This window comes from Streptosporangium sandarakinum (assembly GCF_050942225.1).
In the GTDB taxonomy this organism is placed as follows: domain Bacteria; phylum Actinomycetota; class Actinomycetes; order Streptosporangiales; family Streptosporangiaceae; genus Streptosporangium; species Streptosporangium nondiastaticum.
In genome coordinates, this window is the sequence record NZ_CP192034.1 from 3,645,852 (window position 1) to 3,661,505 (window position 15,654).

General features: G+C 72.7%; 15 protein-coding genes and 1 riboswitch. Of the genes, 12 read left to right on the plus strand and 3 right to left on the minus strand.

Annotation, left to right across the window (positions count from 1 at the left end):
* Positions 1 to 6 precede the first annotated feature (6 nt).
* The 8 genes from ACQP10_RS16750 to ACQP10_RS16785 all read left to right on the plus strand — a co-directional run bounded on the left by ACQP10_RS16750 (position 7) and on the right by ACQP10_RS16785 (position 10,888).
* Positions 7 to 2,508, plus strand: a complete 2,502-nt coding sequence (locus ACQP10_RS16750) for a sugar phosphate nucleotidyltransferase (RefSeq protein WP_433541684.1) — start codon at positions 7 to 9, stop codon at positions 2,506 to 2,508.
* 588 nt (positions 2,509 to 3,096) lie between these two features.
* A complete protein-coding gene (locus ACQP10_RS16755) occupies positions 3,097 to 3,609 on the plus strand; it encodes an FHA domain-containing protein (protein ID WP_179823806.1) in 513 nt (170 codons plus the stop codon).
* Positions 3,610 to 3,635: 26 nt separating this feature from the next.
* A complete protein-coding gene (gene ftsR / locus ACQP10_RS16760; RefSeq protein ID WP_346019805.1) occupies positions 3,636 to 4,286 on the plus strand; it encodes a transcriptional regulator FtsR in 651 nt (216 codons plus the stop codon).
* A 78-nt stretch (positions 4,287 to 4,364) separates the two neighbouring features.
* Positions 4,365 to 4,835, plus strand: coding sequence for a bifunctional nuclease family protein (locus tag ACQP10_RS16765; protein ID WP_179823802.1), 471 nt, complete (start codon positions 4,365 to 4,367; stop codon positions 4,833 to 4,835).
* A gap of 144 nt (positions 4,836 to 4,979) precedes the next feature.
* Positions 4,980 to 5,600: a MerR family transcriptional regulator gene (locus tag ACQP10_RS16770; RefSeq protein ID WP_386149288.1), complete on the plus strand. Its 621-nt coding sequence runs from the start codon at positions 4,980 to 4,982 to the stop codon at positions 5,598 to 5,600.
* 15 nt (positions 5,601 to 5,615) lie between these two features.
* Positions 5,616 to 5,708, plus strand: a riboswitch (glycine riboswitch).
* 160 nt (positions 5,709 to 5,868) lie between these two features.
* On the plus strand, positions 5,869 to 8,724 hold the full coding sequence (gcvP, locus tag ACQP10_RS16775; protein ID WP_433541685.1) for an aminomethyl-transferring glycine dehydrogenase: 2,856 nt from the start codon (positions 5,869 to 5,871) through the stop codon (positions 8,722 to 8,724).
* A gap of 506 nt (positions 8,725 to 9,230) precedes the next feature.
* Positions 9,231 to 10,010, plus strand: coding sequence for a hypothetical protein (locus ACQP10_RS16780; protein ID WP_390001543.1), 780 nt, complete (start codon positions 9,231 to 9,233; stop codon positions 10,008 to 10,010).
* Between the two features lie 233 nt (positions 10,011 to 10,243).
* Positions 10,244 to 10,888: a class I SAM-dependent methyltransferase gene (locus tag ACQP10_RS16785; RefSeq protein ID WP_433541686.1), complete on the plus strand. Its 645-nt coding sequence runs from the start codon at positions 10,244 to 10,246 to the stop codon at positions 10,886 to 10,888.
* A gap of 455 nt (positions 10,889 to 11,343) precedes the next feature.
* Here ACQP10_RS16785 and ACQP10_RS16790 read toward each other — a convergent pair whose 3' ends face one another.
* Positions 11,344 to 11,682: a hypothetical protein gene (locus ACQP10_RS16790; RefSeq protein ID WP_433541687.1), complete on the minus strand. Its 339-nt coding sequence runs from the start codon at positions 11,680 to 11,682 to the stop codon at positions 11,344 to 11,346.
* A 109-nt stretch (positions 11,683 to 11,791) separates the two neighbouring features.
* Here ACQP10_RS16790 and ACQP10_RS16795 point away from each other — a divergent pair, with 109 nt between their 5' ends.
* Positions 11,792 to 12,397: an alpha/beta hydrolase family protein gene (locus ACQP10_RS16795; RefSeq protein ID WP_433541909.1), complete on the plus strand. Its 606-nt coding sequence runs from the start codon at positions 11,792 to 11,794 to the stop codon at positions 12,395 to 12,397.
* A gap of 24 nt (positions 12,398 to 12,421) precedes the next feature.
* Here the strand turns inward: ACQP10_RS16795 and ACQP10_RS16800 are convergent, their stop codons facing one another.
* Both ACQP10_RS16800 and ACQP10_RS16805 read right to left on the minus strand, forming a co-directional pair.
* A complete protein-coding gene (locus ACQP10_RS16800) occupies positions 12,422 to 12,613 on the minus strand; it encodes a DUF5999 family protein (protein ID WP_179823793.1) in 192 nt (63 codons plus the stop codon).
* A gap of 403 nt (positions 12,614 to 13,016) precedes the next feature.
* Positions 13,017 to 13,604 carry a TetR/AcrR family transcriptional regulator C-terminal domain-containing protein gene (locus tag ACQP10_RS16805; RefSeq protein WP_433541688.1) on the minus strand — a complete coding sequence of 196 codons (588 nt, stop codon included), beginning with the start codon at positions 13,602 to 13,604 and terminating at the stop codon, positions 13,017 to 13,019.
* A gap of 147 nt (positions 13,605 to 13,751) precedes the next feature.
* On the opposite strand from ACQP10_RS16805, the gene ACQP10_RS16810 reads away from it, so the two are divergent.
* The 3 genes from ACQP10_RS16810 (at position 13,752) to ACQP10_RS16820 (ending at position 15,570) form a co-directional block, all read left to right on the plus strand.
* Positions 13,752 to 14,150: a hypothetical protein gene (locus ACQP10_RS16810; RefSeq protein WP_179823789.1), complete on the plus strand. Its 399-nt coding sequence runs from the start codon at positions 13,752 to 13,754 to the stop codon at positions 14,148 to 14,150.
* A gap of 170 nt (positions 14,151 to 14,320) precedes the next feature.
* The gene (locus ACQP10_RS16815; RefSeq protein ID WP_179823787.1) at positions 14,321 to 14,662 is read left to right on the plus strand and encodes an ArsR/SmtB family transcription factor; all 342 of its coding nucleotides are present in this window, start codon (positions 14,321 to 14,323) and stop codon (positions 14,660 to 14,662) included.
* On the plus strand, positions 14,659 to 15,570 hold the full coding sequence (locus ACQP10_RS16820) for an SRPBCC family protein (protein ID WP_433541689.1): 912 nt from the start codon (positions 14,659 to 14,661) through the stop codon (positions 15,568 to 15,570). The genes ACQP10_RS16815 and ACQP10_RS16820 overlap by 4 nt, the downstream gene beginning before the upstream one ends.
* Positions 15,571 to 15,654: the final 84 nt, after the last annotated feature.

The following is a 15,654-nucleotide window of genomic DNA, read 5'->3' on the forward strand; positions in this document are numbered from 1 at the left end:
TGATTCATGAAGGCCGTCGTGATGGCGGGCGGGGAGGGGACACGGCTCCGGCCGATGACCGCCAACCAGCCCAAGCCCCTGCTCCCTGTGATCAACCGGCCGATCATGGAACACGTGCTGCGGCTGCTGCGGCGGCACGGGTTCACCGAGACCGTCGTCACCGTGCAGTTCCTGGCCGTCCTGGTGCGCAACTACTTCGGCGACGGCGACGAGCTCGGCATGAGCCTGCACTACGCCACCGAGGAGACGCCCCTCGGGACCGCCGGCAGCGTCAAGAACGCCGCCGACAAGCTCCGCGACGAGCCGTTCCTCGTCATCTCCGGCGACGCCCTCACCGACATCGACCTGACCGACATGGTGCACTTCCACCGCGAGAACGGCGCCATGGTCACCATCGGCCTCAAACGGGTGCCCAACCCCCTGGAGTTCGGCATCGTCATCGTCGACGAGCACGGCCGGGTCGAGCGGTTCCTGGAGAAGCCCACATGGGGCCAGGTCTTCTCCGACACCGTCAACACCGGCGTCTACGTGATGGAGCCGGAGATCCTCGACGAGATCGCCCCCGGCGTGCCGGTCGACTGGTCGGCGGACGTCTTCCCACGGCTGCTGGCCCGCGGCGCCCCGCTGTACGGCTACGTCGCCGACGGCTACTGGGAGGACGTCGGCACCCACGAGAGCTACCTCAAAGCCCAGGCCGACGCCCTGTCGGGCCGGGTGAAGCTCGACATCGACGCCTTCGAGGTCTCACCCGGCGTCTGGGTGGCCGAGGGCGCCTCGGTGGACCCCGACGCCGTGCTCAAGGGCCCGCTGTTCATCGGCGACTACGCCAAGGTCGAACCCGGGGCCGAACTGCGCGAGTACACCGTGCTGGGCAGCAACGCCGTGGTCCGCGAGGGCGCCTTCCTGCACCGGGCGGTGGTCTGCGACAACGTCTACGTCGGGCCCGGCACCCACATGCGCGGCTGCGTCGTCGGCAAGAACACCGACCTGATGACCGGCGTCCGGATCGAGGAGGGCGCCGTCGTCGGCGACGAGTGCATCATCGAGGCCGGCGCCTACCTCTCCTCCGGCGTCAAGGTCTACCCCTTCAAGACCATCGAGGCCGGCGCGGTGGTCAACACCAGCGTCATCTGGGAGCCGCGCGGCCAGCGCGACCTCTTCGGTCCGCGCGGCGTCTCCGGGCTGGTCAACGTAGAGATCACCCCCGAGCTGTGCGTACGGCTGGCCAGCGCCTACGCCACCACGCTCAGCAAGGGCGCCTCCGTCGTCACCTCCCGCGACTCCTCCCGCGCCGCGCGGGCGCTGAAGCGGGCGGTGATCAGCGCGCTGAACGCCAGCGCCATCAACGTGCTGGACCTGGAGGCCACCCCACTGCCGGTGTCGCGCTTCCACACCGCCCGGGAGAACGCGGTCGGCGGCATCGCGCTGCGCACCACCCCCGGCGACCCGCAGAGCGTGGACATCGTCTTCATGGACGAGCACGGCGCCGACCTGTCGCAGGCGGCCCAGCGCAAGCTCGACCGGGTCTTCGCCCGCCAGGAGTTCCGGCGGGCCTTCCCCGGAGAGATCGCCGAACTGCGCTTCCCGCCCCGGACGGTCGAGGACTACACCCACGAGCTGCTGCGCCACGTGGACATGCGGGGAGTCCGCGACGCCGACATGAAGATCGTCGTGGACTGCGCGGGCGGCACCTCCGCGCTGGTGCTGCCGAGCCTCCTCGGCCGGGTCGGGGTGGAGGTGCTGACCGTCAACAACCGGCTGGACGATGCCTCTCCCACCGAGACCCTCGCCGAGCGCCGCCGCGACCTGCAGCGGCTGTCGGAGCTCGTCAGCTCCTCCCGGGCCGCCTTCGGGGTGCGGTTCGACCCGGTGGGGGAGCGGATCGCACTGGTGGACGAGCTGGGCCACCTGATCAGCGAGGAGCGCGCCCTGCTGGTGGTCCTGGACCTGGTGGCGGCCGAGCGGTGCGCCGGCCGGGTGGCGCTGCCGGTCACCACCACCCGGGTGGCCGAGCAGGTCTGCCGCTTCCACGGCGTACAGGTCGAGTGGACCGCCACCGCGGTCGACGCGCTCACGAGCGCCGTCCGGAACCAGGAGATGATCTTCGCGGCGGACGGGCGGGGCGGCTTCGTCGTGCCGGAGTTCGGCCCCACCGTGGACGGCCTGGCCGCGTTCCTGCGTCTGCTCGGTCTGGTCGCCAGGACCCGCCTGTCGCTCAGCCAGATCGACGCCAGGATCCCCGAGGCCAAGCTGCTGCGCCGTACGGTGCCGACGCCGTGGGCCGCCAAGGGCGTGGTGATGCGCTCGGTCATCGAGGCCGCCCAGCACCACCGCATCGACACCACCGACGGGGTGCGGATCGTCGCCGACGACGGAGCCTGGGCGCTGGTGCTGCCCGATCCGGCCGAGGCCGTCACCCACCTGTGGGCCGAGGGCAACGACGTCGACACGGCGCAGGGCATGCTGGAGCACTGGGCCCGGGTCGTGGAGGAGGCCGCCGGCATCTGAGCCCCGCGAGGGGGCGCCGGTGTCTGGACCGAGGAGTGAGCGAGCGAACGACGAGGGAAGGCACCGGACCAAGAGCCCCCGAGCCGCGACGCGCAGCGTCGCCGTGAATCCCGTGAGGGGGCGCCGGTGTCTGGACCGAGGAGCTTAGGAGCGAAGCGACGGAGTGACGAGGGAAGGCACCGGGCAAGAGCCCCCGAGCCGCGACGCGCCAGCGTCGCAATGAACACAGCGAGGGGGCGCCGGTGTCTGGACTGAGGAACGCAGGAGCGAAGCGACGGAGTGACGAGGGAAGACGCCGGGCAAGAGCCCCCGAGCCGCGACGCGCAGCGTCGCCGTGAACACAGCGCAGCGTCGCCATGAATACAGTGAAGTGCGACACTCCAGCGCGGCGGCATGGACCGGAAGTGCCACCCGGCGGTAACTTTGTCCCGACCGAACCCGCGGTCGAGCGTCGGCCTTGATCTTTGCGTCTCATTGGTGTATGTTGCGGCATTCGCAGTCAGAGAAAATACTTGAGAAGCGAAGAAGCGAGGCGCGCATCCCTGAGCACCGTTGCCGCGTCTTCGCGGTAGGAGGCCGAGCCGATCGATGCCGAGCGTCTACTGCACGCAGTGCGGGCATGCCAACCCTGAGGATGCCCGTTTCTGCTCCCAATGCGGTTCGCCGCTGACCAAGTACGAGTCACCCGGAGACAGCACGTCCACCATCTCCCTCTCCGGGATCGAGGCGTACGAGGCGGAGACCGGAGAGACGCTCCTCGCCGAGCGGCAGGCCGTCGAGCAGTTGCCTCCGGGCTCCGCTCTGCTCGTCGCCATGCGCGGCCCCAATGCCGGCAGCCGCTTCCTGCTGGACAGCGATCTGACCACCGTGGGGCGTCACCCCGACAGCGACATCTTCCTGGATGACATCACCGTCTCGCGCCGCCATGTGGAGTTCTACCGGCGCGGCGGCGGCATGTTCACCGTCCGTGACGTCGGCAGCCTGAACGGCACCTACGTCAACCGTGAGCGGATCGAGGAGGTGCCGCTCTACGGCGGGGACGAGGTGCAGATCGGCAAGTTCCGGCTGGTCTTCCTCACCCGCGGCGCCTCTGGAGGATGATGAGCTCGCAGGCCGCTCGTGCGCACATGAGCATCGGGGAGGTGCTCGCCCTGCTGCAGGGCGAGTTCCCCGACGTCAGCATCTCCAAGATTCGTTTCCTGGAGGGCGAGGGGCTGATCGAGCCGGAGCGCAGCCCCTCCGGCTACCGCAAGTTCACCTACGCCGACGTCGAGCGGCTCCGCTACATCCTCAGCGAGCAGCGTGACCGCTATCTTCCGCTGCGCGTGATCAAGGACCGGCTGGAAGCGGCGGACCGCGAGGAACGGCCCGTCGCCCCGCCCCGGGCCCTGCCCGACGAGCCGGTCAGGGAGGTCCGCCTCACCCGCCAGGAGCTGCTGGCCGCCGCCTCGCTCTCCGAGGAGGCTTTGACCGAGCTGGAGGACTTCGGCCTGGTGGAGGCCGTGGCCCGCCACTACGACGCCGAGGCCCTGGCGGTGGCCCGCAGCGTCGGCGCCCTGGCCGCCTTCGGCCTGCGCGCCCGCCACCTGCGGGTGGTCAAGGCCGCCGCCGAGCGCGAGGCCGGCCTGGTGGAGCAGGCCATCGCGCCGCTGCTGCGCCGCCGGGGCCCCGGCGCGATCGCCAAGGCCGACGAGACGGCCGGGGAGATATCCGGGCTCCTGCTGGAATTACACGCCTCGTTGCTGCGTTCCGGCGTTCGAGGGGCCCTGGGCCGGTGAGCCCTGGCCGGACGGCCGTAGCCCCCCGGATGTTACGTTGAACGAACCGGTCGAAATCCAGCGAAGATGGAGCAGCCCGTGTTGCAGATGGAGGTCGTGGGCGTTCGGGTTGAGATGCCTTCCAACCAGCCCATTGTTCTGCTCAAGGAGGCACATGGGGAGCGCTATCTGCCGATCTGGATCGGCATGACCGAGGCCACGGCGATCGCCATGGCCCAGGCCGACGAGCCGCCGCCGCGGCCGCTCACCCATGACCTTTTCCGCGACGTGCTCGACGCCCTGGGCGTCCGGCTGAGCACCGTCAACATCGTCGCCCTCCGGGACGGCATCTTCTTCGCCGATCTCGTGTTCTCCAACGGGGCCGAGGTCAGCGCCCGCCCGTCGGACTCGATCGCCCTCGCGCTGCGCACCGGCGCCCGCATCTTCGCCAGCGAGGACGTGGTCGCCGAGGCCGGGGTGGTCATCCCCGACGACCAGGAGGACGAGGTGGAGAAGTTCAGGGAGTTCCTTGACACAATCACGCCCGAGGACTTCGGCCGCGCGGGGTAGGTATTTCGGTGCATTTACGCTTCACGACGCGCCGGGTGGGGTCGTTGACTGGGCTTGGCCCCGAGCCTACGGTGCAAGTGAACCCCGGGGCCGCGCGTAAACCCCCAGATCAGGCCGCGGGATGAGAGAAAGCCGGAGGTCCGCGTGGCGGTCAGCAGCGGCGAGGGTAGAAACGCCGATCAGGATGACCCGGGACGGCGCGGGAAGGCCCACCAGCGTGCGGGTGAAGAGGGCCTGCTGTTCGACGGGGCACCGGTGAACCCGCCCGCCGACATCGGCTACCGCGGCCCCACCGCCTGCGCCGCCGCCGACATCACCTACCGCCAGCTCGACTACTGGGCCCGCACCGGGCTCGTCGAGCCCACCGTCAGGGCCGCCCAGGGTTCCGGCTCCCAGCGACTGTACGGCTTCCGCGACATCCTCGTCCTCAAGGTCGTCAAACGCCTCCTCGACACCGGCGTCTCCCTCCAGCAGATCCGCATCGCCGTACAGCACCTCCGTGACCGCGGGGTCAGCGACCTCGCCCAGATCACCCTGATGAGCGACGGGGTCAGCGTCTACGAGTGCACCTCGCCCGACGAGGTCATCGACCTCCTCCAGGGCGGCCAGGGCGTCTTCGGCATCGCGCTGGGCCGCGTCTGGCAGGAGGTGGAGGGCTCCCTGGCCGATCTGCCAGGCGAGCGCGCGGAGGCGTCCCAGAGCCCTTTAGGCGATCATCACGCGGATGAACTGGCCCGCCGTCGCAGAGCCCGGCGGACCGGGTAAAGTTGGTCTGGCCGCAGACGCCGTGCGGGAGAGTCCCCGGCTGGACCGGGGCGCCGAAGGAGCAACCCTCCCCGGAATCTCTCAGGCACCCTGTACCGCACGGACGAGGCGACTCTGGAAAGCAGGTGCGCCCGCCAGGCGTGTCTCACCGACGGTGAAAACCCTCCCCGGCGGGGAAGGTGAAGCTCTCAGGTGGAGATGACAGAGGGGGAGATCCGGCATACGCCCGCGCTCAGCGCCGGTCTCCACCAGCCCCGGGAGGCTTTCCATGACCGACCTGTCACCGCTCGGTGAGCTCAGCTCCCCGCCGTTCTCCACCCGCCACATCGGCCCGGCCGACGACGACCAGGCCCGCATGCTGGAGACCGTCGGCTTCGCCTCGGCCGCCGACCTCCTCGCGGTGGCCGTGCCGGAGGTGATCCGCACCGCCGACCGACTCGATCTCCCGCCGGCCGCGAGCGAGCCGGAGGCCATCGCCGAGCTGCGGGCCCTCGCCTCCCGCAACACGGTGCTCACCTCGATGATCGGCCTGGGTTACCACGACACGATCACCCCGGCCGTCATCCGCCGCAACCTTCTGGAGAACCCGGGCTGGTACACCGCCTACACCCCCTACCAGCCGGAGATCTCCCAGGGCCGCCTGGAGGCCCTGCTCAACTTCCAGACGGTCGTGACCGACCTGACCGCCCTCGACGTCGCCGGCGCCTCCCTGCTCGACGAGGCCACCGCCGTCGCCGAGGCGATGACCCTGGCCCGCCGCGCCGGCAAGGCCCCCTCCAACGTGTTCGTCGTCGACGCCGACGCCCTGCCGCAGACCAAGGCCGTGCTCGCCACCCGCGCCGAGCCGCTCGGCATCGAGCTGGTCGAGAGCGACTTCACCGCCGAGCTGCCCGACTGCTTCGGCGTGCTCGTGCAGTACCCGGGCGCGAGCGGCCGGATCAGGGACTTCCGCTCCATCGCCGACGCCGCCCACGCCCGCGGCGCCCAGGTCGTCGCCGCCGCCGACCTGCTGGCCCTCACCGTGCTGACCGCCCCCGGCGAGATGGGCGCCGACATCGCGGTCGGCTCCACCCAGCGGTTCGGCGTGCCGATGGGCTTCGGCGGCCCGCACGCCGCCTACATGGCGGTCCGCGACGGTCTGCAGCGGCAGATGCCCGGCCGCCTGGTGGGCGTCTCCCAGGACGCCGACGGCCGCCCCGCCCACCGCCTCGCACTGCAGACCCGCGAGCAGCACATCCGCCGCGAGAAGGCCACCAGCAACATCTGCACCGCGCAGGTGCTGCTCGCGGTGATCGCCGGAATGTACGCCGTCTACCACGGCCCCGAGGGGCTGCGCCGGATCGGCCGCCGCGTCCACCGCCACGCCGTCGTGCTCGCCGAGGGCCTGCGCCAGGCCGGCGTCGAGGTCGTCCACGACGCCTTCTTCGACACCGTGCTGGCCCGCGTGCCGGGCCGCGCCGCCGAGGTCGTCGCCGCGGCCCGGGACAACGGCATCAACCTGCGGCTGGCCGACGACGACCACGTCGGCGTCTCCTGCGACGAGAAGACCGAGCTGCCGCACATCGAGCAGGTGCTGGCCGCCTTCGGCGTCAGCGGCGCGGTCCTGGCCGACCTCGACGCCTCCGCCCACGACGCGCTGCCCGCCGCCCTGACCCGGACGAGCGACTTCCTGACCCACCCGGTCTTCCACAGCCACCGCTCCGAGACCGCCATGCTGCGCTACCTGCGCAGGCTGCAGGACAGGGACATCGCGCTCGACCGGTCGATGATCCCGCTGGGCTCGTGCACCATGAAGCTCAACGCGACCACCGAGATGGAGCCGATCACCTGGCCGGAGTTCGCCGGCCTGCACCCCTACGCCCCCGCCGAGCAGGGCGCCGGCTACGCCCAGCTGGTCGGGGAGCTGGAGGGCTGGCTGGCCGAGGTCACCGGCTACGACGCCGTGTCGATCCAGCCCAACGCCGGCTCCCAGGGCGAGTTCGCCGGCCTGCTCGCCATCCGCGCCTACCACCGGGCGCGCGGCGAGTCCGGCCGCGACGTCTGCCTCATCCCCTCCTCCGCGCACGGCACCAACGCCGCCAGCGCCGTCATGGCCGGCATGCGGGTCGTCGTGGTCGCCTGCGACGACGACGGCAACGTCGACCTCGACGACCTCGTCGCCAAGATCGAGAAGAACCGCGACCGGCTCGCCGCGATCATGGTGACCTACCCGTCCACGCACGGCGTCTACGAGGAGGGCATCACCCGGATCTGTGAGCTGGTGCACGAGGCCGGCGGCCAGGTCTACGTCGACGGCGCCAACCTCAACGCGCTGGTCGGCCTGGCCAAGCCGGGGCAGTTCGGGGCGGACGTCTCCCACCTGAACCTGCACAAGACCTTCTGCATCCCGCACGGCGGCGGCGGCCCCGGCGTCGGGCCCGTCGCGGTCCGCGCCCACCTCGCCGAGTACCTCCCCGGTCACCCGCTGCGCGACGGCTCGCCGGTCGGCCCGGTCTCGGCCGCGCCGTACGGCTCGGCGGGCATCCTGCCGATCTCCTGGGCCTACATCCGGATGATGGGCGCCGAGGGTCTCCGCGCGGCCACCGAGCAGGCCATCCTGTCGGCCAACTACCTCGCCCGCCGCCTGGCCCCGCACTACCCGGTCCTCTACACCGGCCGCGGCGGGCTGGTCGCACACGAGTGCATCATCGACCTGCGCCAGATCACCAAGGAGACCGGCGTGACCGTGGACGACGTGGCCAAGCGCCTCATCGACTACGGCTTCCACGCGCCGACGATGTCCTTCCCGGTGGCCGGCACGCTGATGATCGAGCCCACCGAGAGCGAGGACCTGGCCGAGCTCGACCGGTTCTGCGACGCCATGATCGCGATCCGCGGCGAGATCGCCAAGGTCGCCTCCGGCGAGTACGACAAGAAGGACAACCCGCTGCGCAACGCCCCGCACACCGCCGACTGCCTGGTCACCGACGACTGGAACCACCCCTACGGCAGGGTGGAGGCGGCCTACCCGCTGCCGTCGCTGCGCGAGGACAAGTACTGGTCGCCGGTCCGCCGCATCGACCAGGCCTACGGCGACCGCAACCTCGTGTGCTCCTGCCCGCCGCTGTCGGCCTACGAGGACTGACCCGCGAGGGGGCGCCGGTGTCTGGACCGAGGAGTGAGCGAGCGAAGCGAGCGAGTGACGAGGGAAGGCACCGGGCAAGAGCCCCCGAGCCGCGACACGTAGCGTCGCCATGAATACCGTGAGGGGGCGCCGGTGTCTGGACTGAGGAACGCAGCCGCGAAGCGGCGGAGTGACGAGGGAAGGCACCGGGCAAGAGCCCCCGAGCCGCGACGCGCAGCGTCGCAATGAGCCCGTGAGGGGGCGCCGGTGTCTGGACTGAGGAACGCAGCCGCGAAGCGGCGGAGTGACGAGGGAAGGCACCGGGTCTGAGCCCCCGAGCCGCGACGCACAGCGTCGCAATGAACACAGCGAGGGGGTCCCGGCGCCGGCCCGGGGCTTCCTCGCCGTCGCCCCGGCGCCGTTCGGGGAATGATCGACAAGAGATGCCGGCACCGTCCGTCCGCGGGACGCGGGACGCCCCGAGTCGTTAGGCTCGGGGCGTTTCCCTCACCCGGAGAGGACCCCGCATGCCAGAGGTGGACACGCGTCCCTTGGAAACGGCGCGCAGGCTGGCCGAGGACGGCGACCTGGACGCCGCCGCGGCGATCTTCGCGGAGCTCGCCGCCGACCCCGCCGATCCCGACCGCGCCCAGGCGGCGGTGGGGCTCGCGGTGGTGCTGGAAGAACGCGGCGACGTGCCCGGCGCCCGGTCGGCCGCGCGCACCGCGCTGGCGACCGGGCACCCGGAGTTCGCCGCCCAGGCCGCCTGCCTGCTCGCCCGCAGCTTCGAGCGCGAGGAACTGCCGGACCAGGCGCGGGCCGCCTGGCAGGCCGCCCTCGGCATCGGCAACCCGGCCTACGTGCCGCTGGCGCACATGGCTCTGGCCCGGCTGGCCACGGGGGACGAGGAGGCCGAGGAGGCGCTGCGCGCCGCACTGGCCACCGGGGACCCGGAGATCGCCTCCCGGGCGGCTCAGCGGCTGGCGGAGTTCTTCCTCCAGGAGGGCGAGGCGGGGCAGGCCGCCGACGCGGTCCTCGCGGCGCTGGCCGTACCCGACGTCGCCGACGCCGCCCGGCTGCGGGTGCTGCTCGGCATCGCCCACCTCGACCTGGCGTGCGCGGAGTTCGCCGCCGCCGTCGAGGAGGACGGCGACGTGGAGACCAGCGCGCTGGCCATCGAGCTGCTGGCCCGCACGCTCCCGCTCCGGGGCCGCGACGAGGACGCCGAGCGGGTGTGGCGCTACGGCCTGGACGGCGACGCCGACCTCGCCGCCGAGGTCCGCCTCCGGCACGACCGCGACATCTGACGGCCCCTTCCCCCGGGGACGCGGCGATCGGAGCCCCCGGGGGAAGGGCCACTCCCGTGTCCCGCCCGCCGGTCCCTTCCGGCATCCGCCCGCCGGTGTGTCTTCGCCCGTCGCGCCGTTCCCGCCCGGCGGCGTGCGAAGGTGACCTGCGAAGATATGTGATCGGTCGCCGGCCCGGCCACGCCGGCGAACCGATCGTTCACGGCCTGCAGGCCGTCCGGAAGGAGAAGACGATGGGACCGAGCAAGCTGCTGCACAACCACCACCACGACCACGGCGCCGGGACGATGGACCGGCCCCGCGCCTACGACGTCGTGACCGGCGTGGGGATGCTGGGACGGCGGCGCGAGGCGTTCACCCGCCTGGCCGCGCTGTCCGGGGTGCGCCGGGGCGACCGGGTGCTCGACGTCGGTTGCGGCACCGGCTACCTCACCCGGATCATGGCCCCGGTCGCCGGCCCGGAGGGGCACGTGACCGGCGTCGACCCGTCCGAGGCCATGATCGGCCACGCCCGCCGCCGCGCCCCGGCCAACTGCTCCTACCTGGTGGGCGAGGGACAGCGGCTCGACCTGCCCGACGCCTCCTTCGACGTGGTGGTCTCCAGCCTGGCCGTCCACCACGTGCCGGCCGCCGAGCGCGGCGCCGCCGTACGGGAGATGTTCCGCGTGCTGCGGCCGGGCGGGCGCCTGCTGGTCGCCGAGTCCCGCCGGCCCACCGGCCGCCTGACGGCCCGGCTCGCCGACGCGCTGGGCAGTCCCGCGATGCGGCACGACCCGCGGGAACTGCTCGGGGACCTCATCCCGGCCGCCGGGTTCCGCGTCGAGGAGGAGGGGGAACTGCCGGTCCTGCTCTACTACGTCCGGGGCTCGCGGGCTTAAGCCCGGTCTTCCCTCGTCGTTCGCTCGCTGCGCTCTTTGTTCATTGCGACGCTGCGCGTCGCGGCTCGGGGGCTCTTGTCCGGTGCCTTCCCCCGTCACTCCGTCGCTCCGCTCCTGCGTTCCTCAGTCCAGACACCGGCGCCCCCTCACGGCTCTCCTCGGTCCAGACACCGGCGCCCCCTCGCTGTGTTCATTGCGACGCTGCGCGTCGCGGCTCGGGGGCTCTTGTCCGGTGCCTTCCTTCGTCACTCCGTCGCTCCGCTCCTGCGTTCCTCAGTCCAGACACCGGCGCCCCCTCACGGCTCTCCTCGGTCCAGACACCGGCGCCCCCTCGCTGTGTTCATTGCGACGCTGGCGCGTCGCGGCTCGGGGGCTTGGGTCCGGTGTCTTCCCTCGTCGTTCGCTCGCTGCGCTCGCTCGCTCCTCGGTCCAGACACCGGCGCCCCCTCGCGGGGTCAGTCGCGGGTGCGGCGGCGGCCCAGTGCGTGGGCGATGTTGACCGTGACGATGCCGCCCCAGGCGAGCAGCAGCCCCGCGGCCCCCGCCTCACCCGCGGCGATCGCGGTCAGCGGGACGCCGATGCCCAGGGAGCCCAGCGCGATCGCCACCGTCCCGTCGCCTTTGCGCCGGCTCCTCGGTGACTGGGGGTCGGCGTCCGCAGCGCGCACCTCGGCACGAACCTCGGCGCGCACCCGGGCGGCGATGGTGGCGTCGATCCGGTCGACGAAAGACTCCACCAGCGCGGCCTCGTACTCGGGACCCAGGTCCCGGCGGGCCTCCAGAGTGGCGCGCATGTCCTGTCGGATATCGTGATGCTCCTGCACGCTTCGATTCTCTACCCGATTCCGGCTCCCGGGATCGGCCTTTAGGACGACATCCGTGTCCCTGCGCCAAGCGACCACCCTGGAGATCCCGACCCCGCACGGCCCGGCCGTGGCCGAGATCGACGGGATCGCCCGTCCGCGCTTCCTGCTGGTGCTCACGCACGGCGCGGGCGGCGGGGTGGAGGCCCCCGACCTGCTGGCCGTACGGGACGCCGTGACGCCGATCGGCGGCCTGGTCGCCCGGGTGACGCAGCCGTTCCGGGTGCGGGGCGCCCGCGCGCCGGGCTCGGCCGTCAAGCAGGACGAGGCGTGGACGACCCTGGTGGCCGCGCTCCGCGCCCGCCACCCGGATCTGCCGCTCGTGCAGGGCGGGCGGAGCAACGGCGCGCGGGTCGCCTGCCGTACGGCGCGGCAGGCCGGGGCCGGGGCGGTCGTCGCGCTGGCGTTCCCGCTGCACCCGCCGGGCAAGCCGGAACGCTCCCGCGCGGGGGAGTTGCGTGCCGCCGGGGTGGACGTCCTCGCGGTCAGCGGAGACCGCGACCCGTTCGGCGTGCCCGAGGCAGCCGACACCGCCCGGCTGGTGGTGCTGCCGGGTGAGAGTCACGAGTTCAAGAAGGACCCCGGCCGGGTGGGCGAGGCCGTCGCGGAGTGGCTCGGCGCGAGGATGCCGCCGGCCCCGGTATGACTCCCGATGCGGGAAGGTGAGGGATCAGGACACCCCGGCCAGCGGCCGATGCGGCTCGATGACGGCGCCGTCGGGGAGGAGCTCGCCGGTGTCCTCGAACAGCACCACACCGTTGCACAGCAGGGACCAGCCCTGCTCGGGGTGCGATGCCAGCGTGCGGGCGGCCTCGCGGTTCTGCGCGTCGGCGGACGGACAGGACGGCTCATGCGGGCACATCGGCGTGCCTCCGGATCTCTCTTCTCGGCTCGCCGGGACCGTTCCGCCGGACGACCGGCGTCGGGCTCCGATACCCGCGCATGCGGGACGAGCGTCTGGTGGACATGTATGGTCGTGCGCGTCTCGGCGCTGAGGCGCGCACATCAGGCAGATCAAGTGTGCGATCCGCACGCCCCAGGCGACATAGCCCGTTAGGACTGTTTGCACCCTGAACAGGAGTGGGCCCCGCCGGTATGTCGAGGGTGTGTTCTATGACACAGCATGCCTTATAGGAAGATACCCGGCCAACCTCGACACGCCTGGGACCAGGTAAAATCCCTCGCCCGTGCGGGAGGCGGGGCGGCCGGCCGGCATCGCCGCCTTGACGCCGCCCGCATCCCCGGCCGCGCGGGAGGCGGAGCGGTCAGCGGGCGGCCAGCCCGGTCAGGAGCGCCTCCAGCCCGACCTCGAAGTCGGCGTCGGACGCCGGGTCGCCGCCGCCCGCCGACGGCGGGCGCCAGGGCTCGTCGTCCTCGCCCATCGGCTCGGCCCAGCCCGACTGCTGCACCTCCACCGCCACCGCGCCGAAGACGTAGGCGCGCAGCGCCCGGACGGCCTGCGGCGCGTCCGGCAGCCCCGCCTCGGCGAGCTGGTCGGTCTGCTCGCGCAGCGCCATCGCCGCCCGCCCCTTGGGGGGCCTGGTGAGCGCCAGCGCCAGCACGCCCGGGTGCTCCCGCAGCAGGGCCCGGCTGGCCCGGCACCACTGCCGGGCGCCCTCGCGCCAGTCGGGGGAGGGGTCCACGTGGACGGCGGTGACGTGCTCGGCCAGCGCGTCCATGAGGGCGTCCTTGCCTCGGGGCAGGTGGTGGTAGATGGCCATCGCCTCCACCTGTAGGGCGTCTCCCAGCCGGCGCATCGTCAGCCGTCGCAGGCCCTGGGTGTCGGCGATGTGCAGGGCGGCGTCGATGATGCGTTCCCGGGACAGGGGGATGGGCGGTCGTTTGGCTGGCATGGCGGCCATCCTGCCAGCCGTGACCTTACTGCGTAAAGGCAGGCGCGCCGTGGCGCCGGTCCCTGGATGTGTGGGTCGGACGGGAACGGCGTAGGCTACGAGCCGTGATCAGCCGGGGAACGCCCGGCGATAGAGAGAGGGCAGACGATGGCGTTTTTCCGACCGGGCGTGAGCCGGGAGGCGGAGGTTCGCTACCACGCTGACCAGGAGGTCGGGAAGAGCTTCCCCGAGCTCCTGAGGAAGGCGCGGGCCGCCGAGGCCGAGCTGCGCCGCGCCCAGGCCGCCGGGGTCTCCACCGAGGAGCTGCGGGTCGCGGCCCGGGCCTTCGACATGGCGCTCACCGCGGCGCTGCGTGCCGCCGAGGCCAACCAGCGGGCGACGTTCGGCGTCCGGTCCTACGACGACCGGATCCGCCGCCGCAAGGCCAGGGCCACCCCCAAGGGCGCCGAGTGGACCGACGAGGTCAACCGGTTGCGCACCCTGCGTGAGCGCAACCGCCTGACCGGTCTCATCCGCGTCCCCCGGCCGGCCGGCTGGGTGGGCTGACGCCCGCACGCCCGGCCGCCTCCCGTGCGGCCGGGCGTCTCCCGCACAGGCCGCCGTCTCGTACGGCCGGCCGCCTCCGCACCCGTCGCGCCCTTCGCGGCGGGTGTTTTCATGCCGGGAAACCCGTATATTCCATTGCGGTTATATATCCGGGAGAGTATGTTCAGGGGGTGTCATCACCGCTCGACGTGCTCGCCGAACCCGTCCGGCGCCGCATCCTCGACCTGCTCCTGGAGCGTCCCCGGCTGGTCGGGGAGCTGACCGACGAGCTGGGCCTGACCCAGCCCGGCACCTCCAAGCACCTGCGGGTGCTGCGCGAGGCCGGCCTGGTGACGGTGCGCCGGGACGCCCAGCGCCGGTGGTACGAGCTGCGCCCGGAGCCGCTGAGCGAGCTCGACGCCTGGCTCGCGCCGTACCGGCGGCTGTGGGCCGGCCGCCTGTACGCTCTGGAAGATCACCTCGACGCGATGCCGGACGAGGACGGCGAGCCCTGTCCGAAGGAGTCCCCGTGAACGAAACCCCGGTGTCCCCGACGTCCTCGCGGTCCCCGGAGTCCCCGGTGAACGAGACCCTGGCCGTGGACGGCGACCGCACCGTCCTGCGGATGGAGCGCCGCCTGGGACACCCGCCGGAGAAGGTCTGGCGGGCCGTCACCGACCCCGCGCACCTCGCCCAGTGGTTCCCCGCCCACGTCGAGGCGGACCTGCGGGCCGGAGGAAGGATCCGCTTCGACCCCGGCGGCGGGCACCCGCCGACGGACGGCGTGATCACAGAGTTCGACCCGCCGCGGGTCATCGCCTACACCTGGGGCGACGCCCTGCTGCGCTGGGAGGCGCGGCCCGACGGCGCGGGCACCCTGCTGATCCTCACCCACACCTTCGCCGACCGCTTCGGCGCGGCCAGCTTCGCCGCGGGCTGGCGGACGTGCACCGGCATGCTGGTCCAGGCCCTCGACGGCGGGCCCGTCCGCGCGCCCGGCCGCGCCGAGGGCCTGCACGAGGAGCTGGTCGCGAAGTTCGGCCTGGACGAGGGGACGAGCGAGGACGTCGCGGGCGGCTGGCGGGTGCGGTTCGAGCGTCAGCTCGTCCGCCCGGCCGAACGGGTCTGGGCCGAGCTGCACCCGGGCACCGCCCCCACCCCCGGCGAGGCCGTGCCGGTCGGCTTCACCGTCCCCGGGGTCACGCCGGGGGCGGTCACCGAGGTCCGCGCTCCCGACCTGCTGGAGTACGGCTGGCACCACGGCGGCCGGTCCGCCGGGACCGTCCGCTGGGAGCTCGCGCCCGGCACCGGACACGGCGCCCGCCTCGTCGTCACCCAGACCGGCCCGCACGACCTGCCCGGGGCCCGCGACGAGGCCCTCGCCGCCTGGCGGACCCGCGTCGGCGACCTCGCCAAGCGGCTCCTGGACACCGCCTCCTGACGCGGCCCCGGCCGCGTCCGGTGGCGGCGCCCCGTGTCCCGGGACGGTCGCGCCGGCGTGCCGGCACGCCGACATGGAGACGCC

What these genes read in the sequence shown, in the direction of transcription:
- ACQP10_RS16810 (WP_179823789.1), top strand. Translation starts at nt 13,752, where the DNA reads ATGGCGTTTTTCCGACCGGGCGTGAGCCGGGAGGCGGAGGTTCGCTAC.
- ACQP10_RS16755 (WP_179823806.1), top strand. Translation starts at nt 3,097, where the DNA reads ATGCCGAGCGTCTACTGCACGCAGTGCGGGCATGCCAACCCTGAGGAT.
- ftsR (WP_346019805.1), top strand. Translation starts at nt 3,636, where the DNA reads ATGAGCATCGGGGAGGTGCTCGCCCTGCTGCAGGGCGAGTTCCCCGAC.
- ACQP10_RS16780 (WP_390001543.1), top strand. Translation starts at nt 9,231, where the DNA reads ATGCCAGAGGTGGACACGCGTCCCTTGGAAACGGCGCGCAGGCTGGCC.
- ACQP10_RS16750 (WP_433541684.1), top strand. Translation starts at nt 7, where the DNA reads ATGAAGGCCGTCGTGATGGCGGGCGGGGAGGGGACACGGCTCCGGCCG.
- ACQP10_RS16805 (WP_433541688.1), bottom strand. Translation starts at nt 13,604, where the DNA reads ATGCCAGCCAAACGACCGCCCATCCCCCTGTCCCGGGAACGCATCATC.
- ACQP10_RS16785 (WP_433541686.1), top strand. Translation starts at nt 10,244, where the DNA reads ATGGGACCGAGCAAGCTGCTGCACAACCACCACCACGACCACGGCGCC.
- ACQP10_RS16790 (WP_433541687.1), bottom strand. Translation starts at nt 11,682, where the DNA reads ATGCGCGCCACTCTGGAGGCCCGCCGGGACCTGGGTCCCGAGTACGAG.
- gcvP (WP_433541685.1), top strand. Translation starts at nt 5,869, where the DNA reads ATGACCGACCTGTCACCGCTCGGTGAGCTCAGCTCCCCGCCGTTCTCC.
- ACQP10_RS16800 (WP_179823793.1), bottom strand. Translation starts at nt 12,613, where the DNA reads ATGTGCCCGCATGAGCCGTCCTGTCCGTCCGCCGACGCGCAGAACCGC.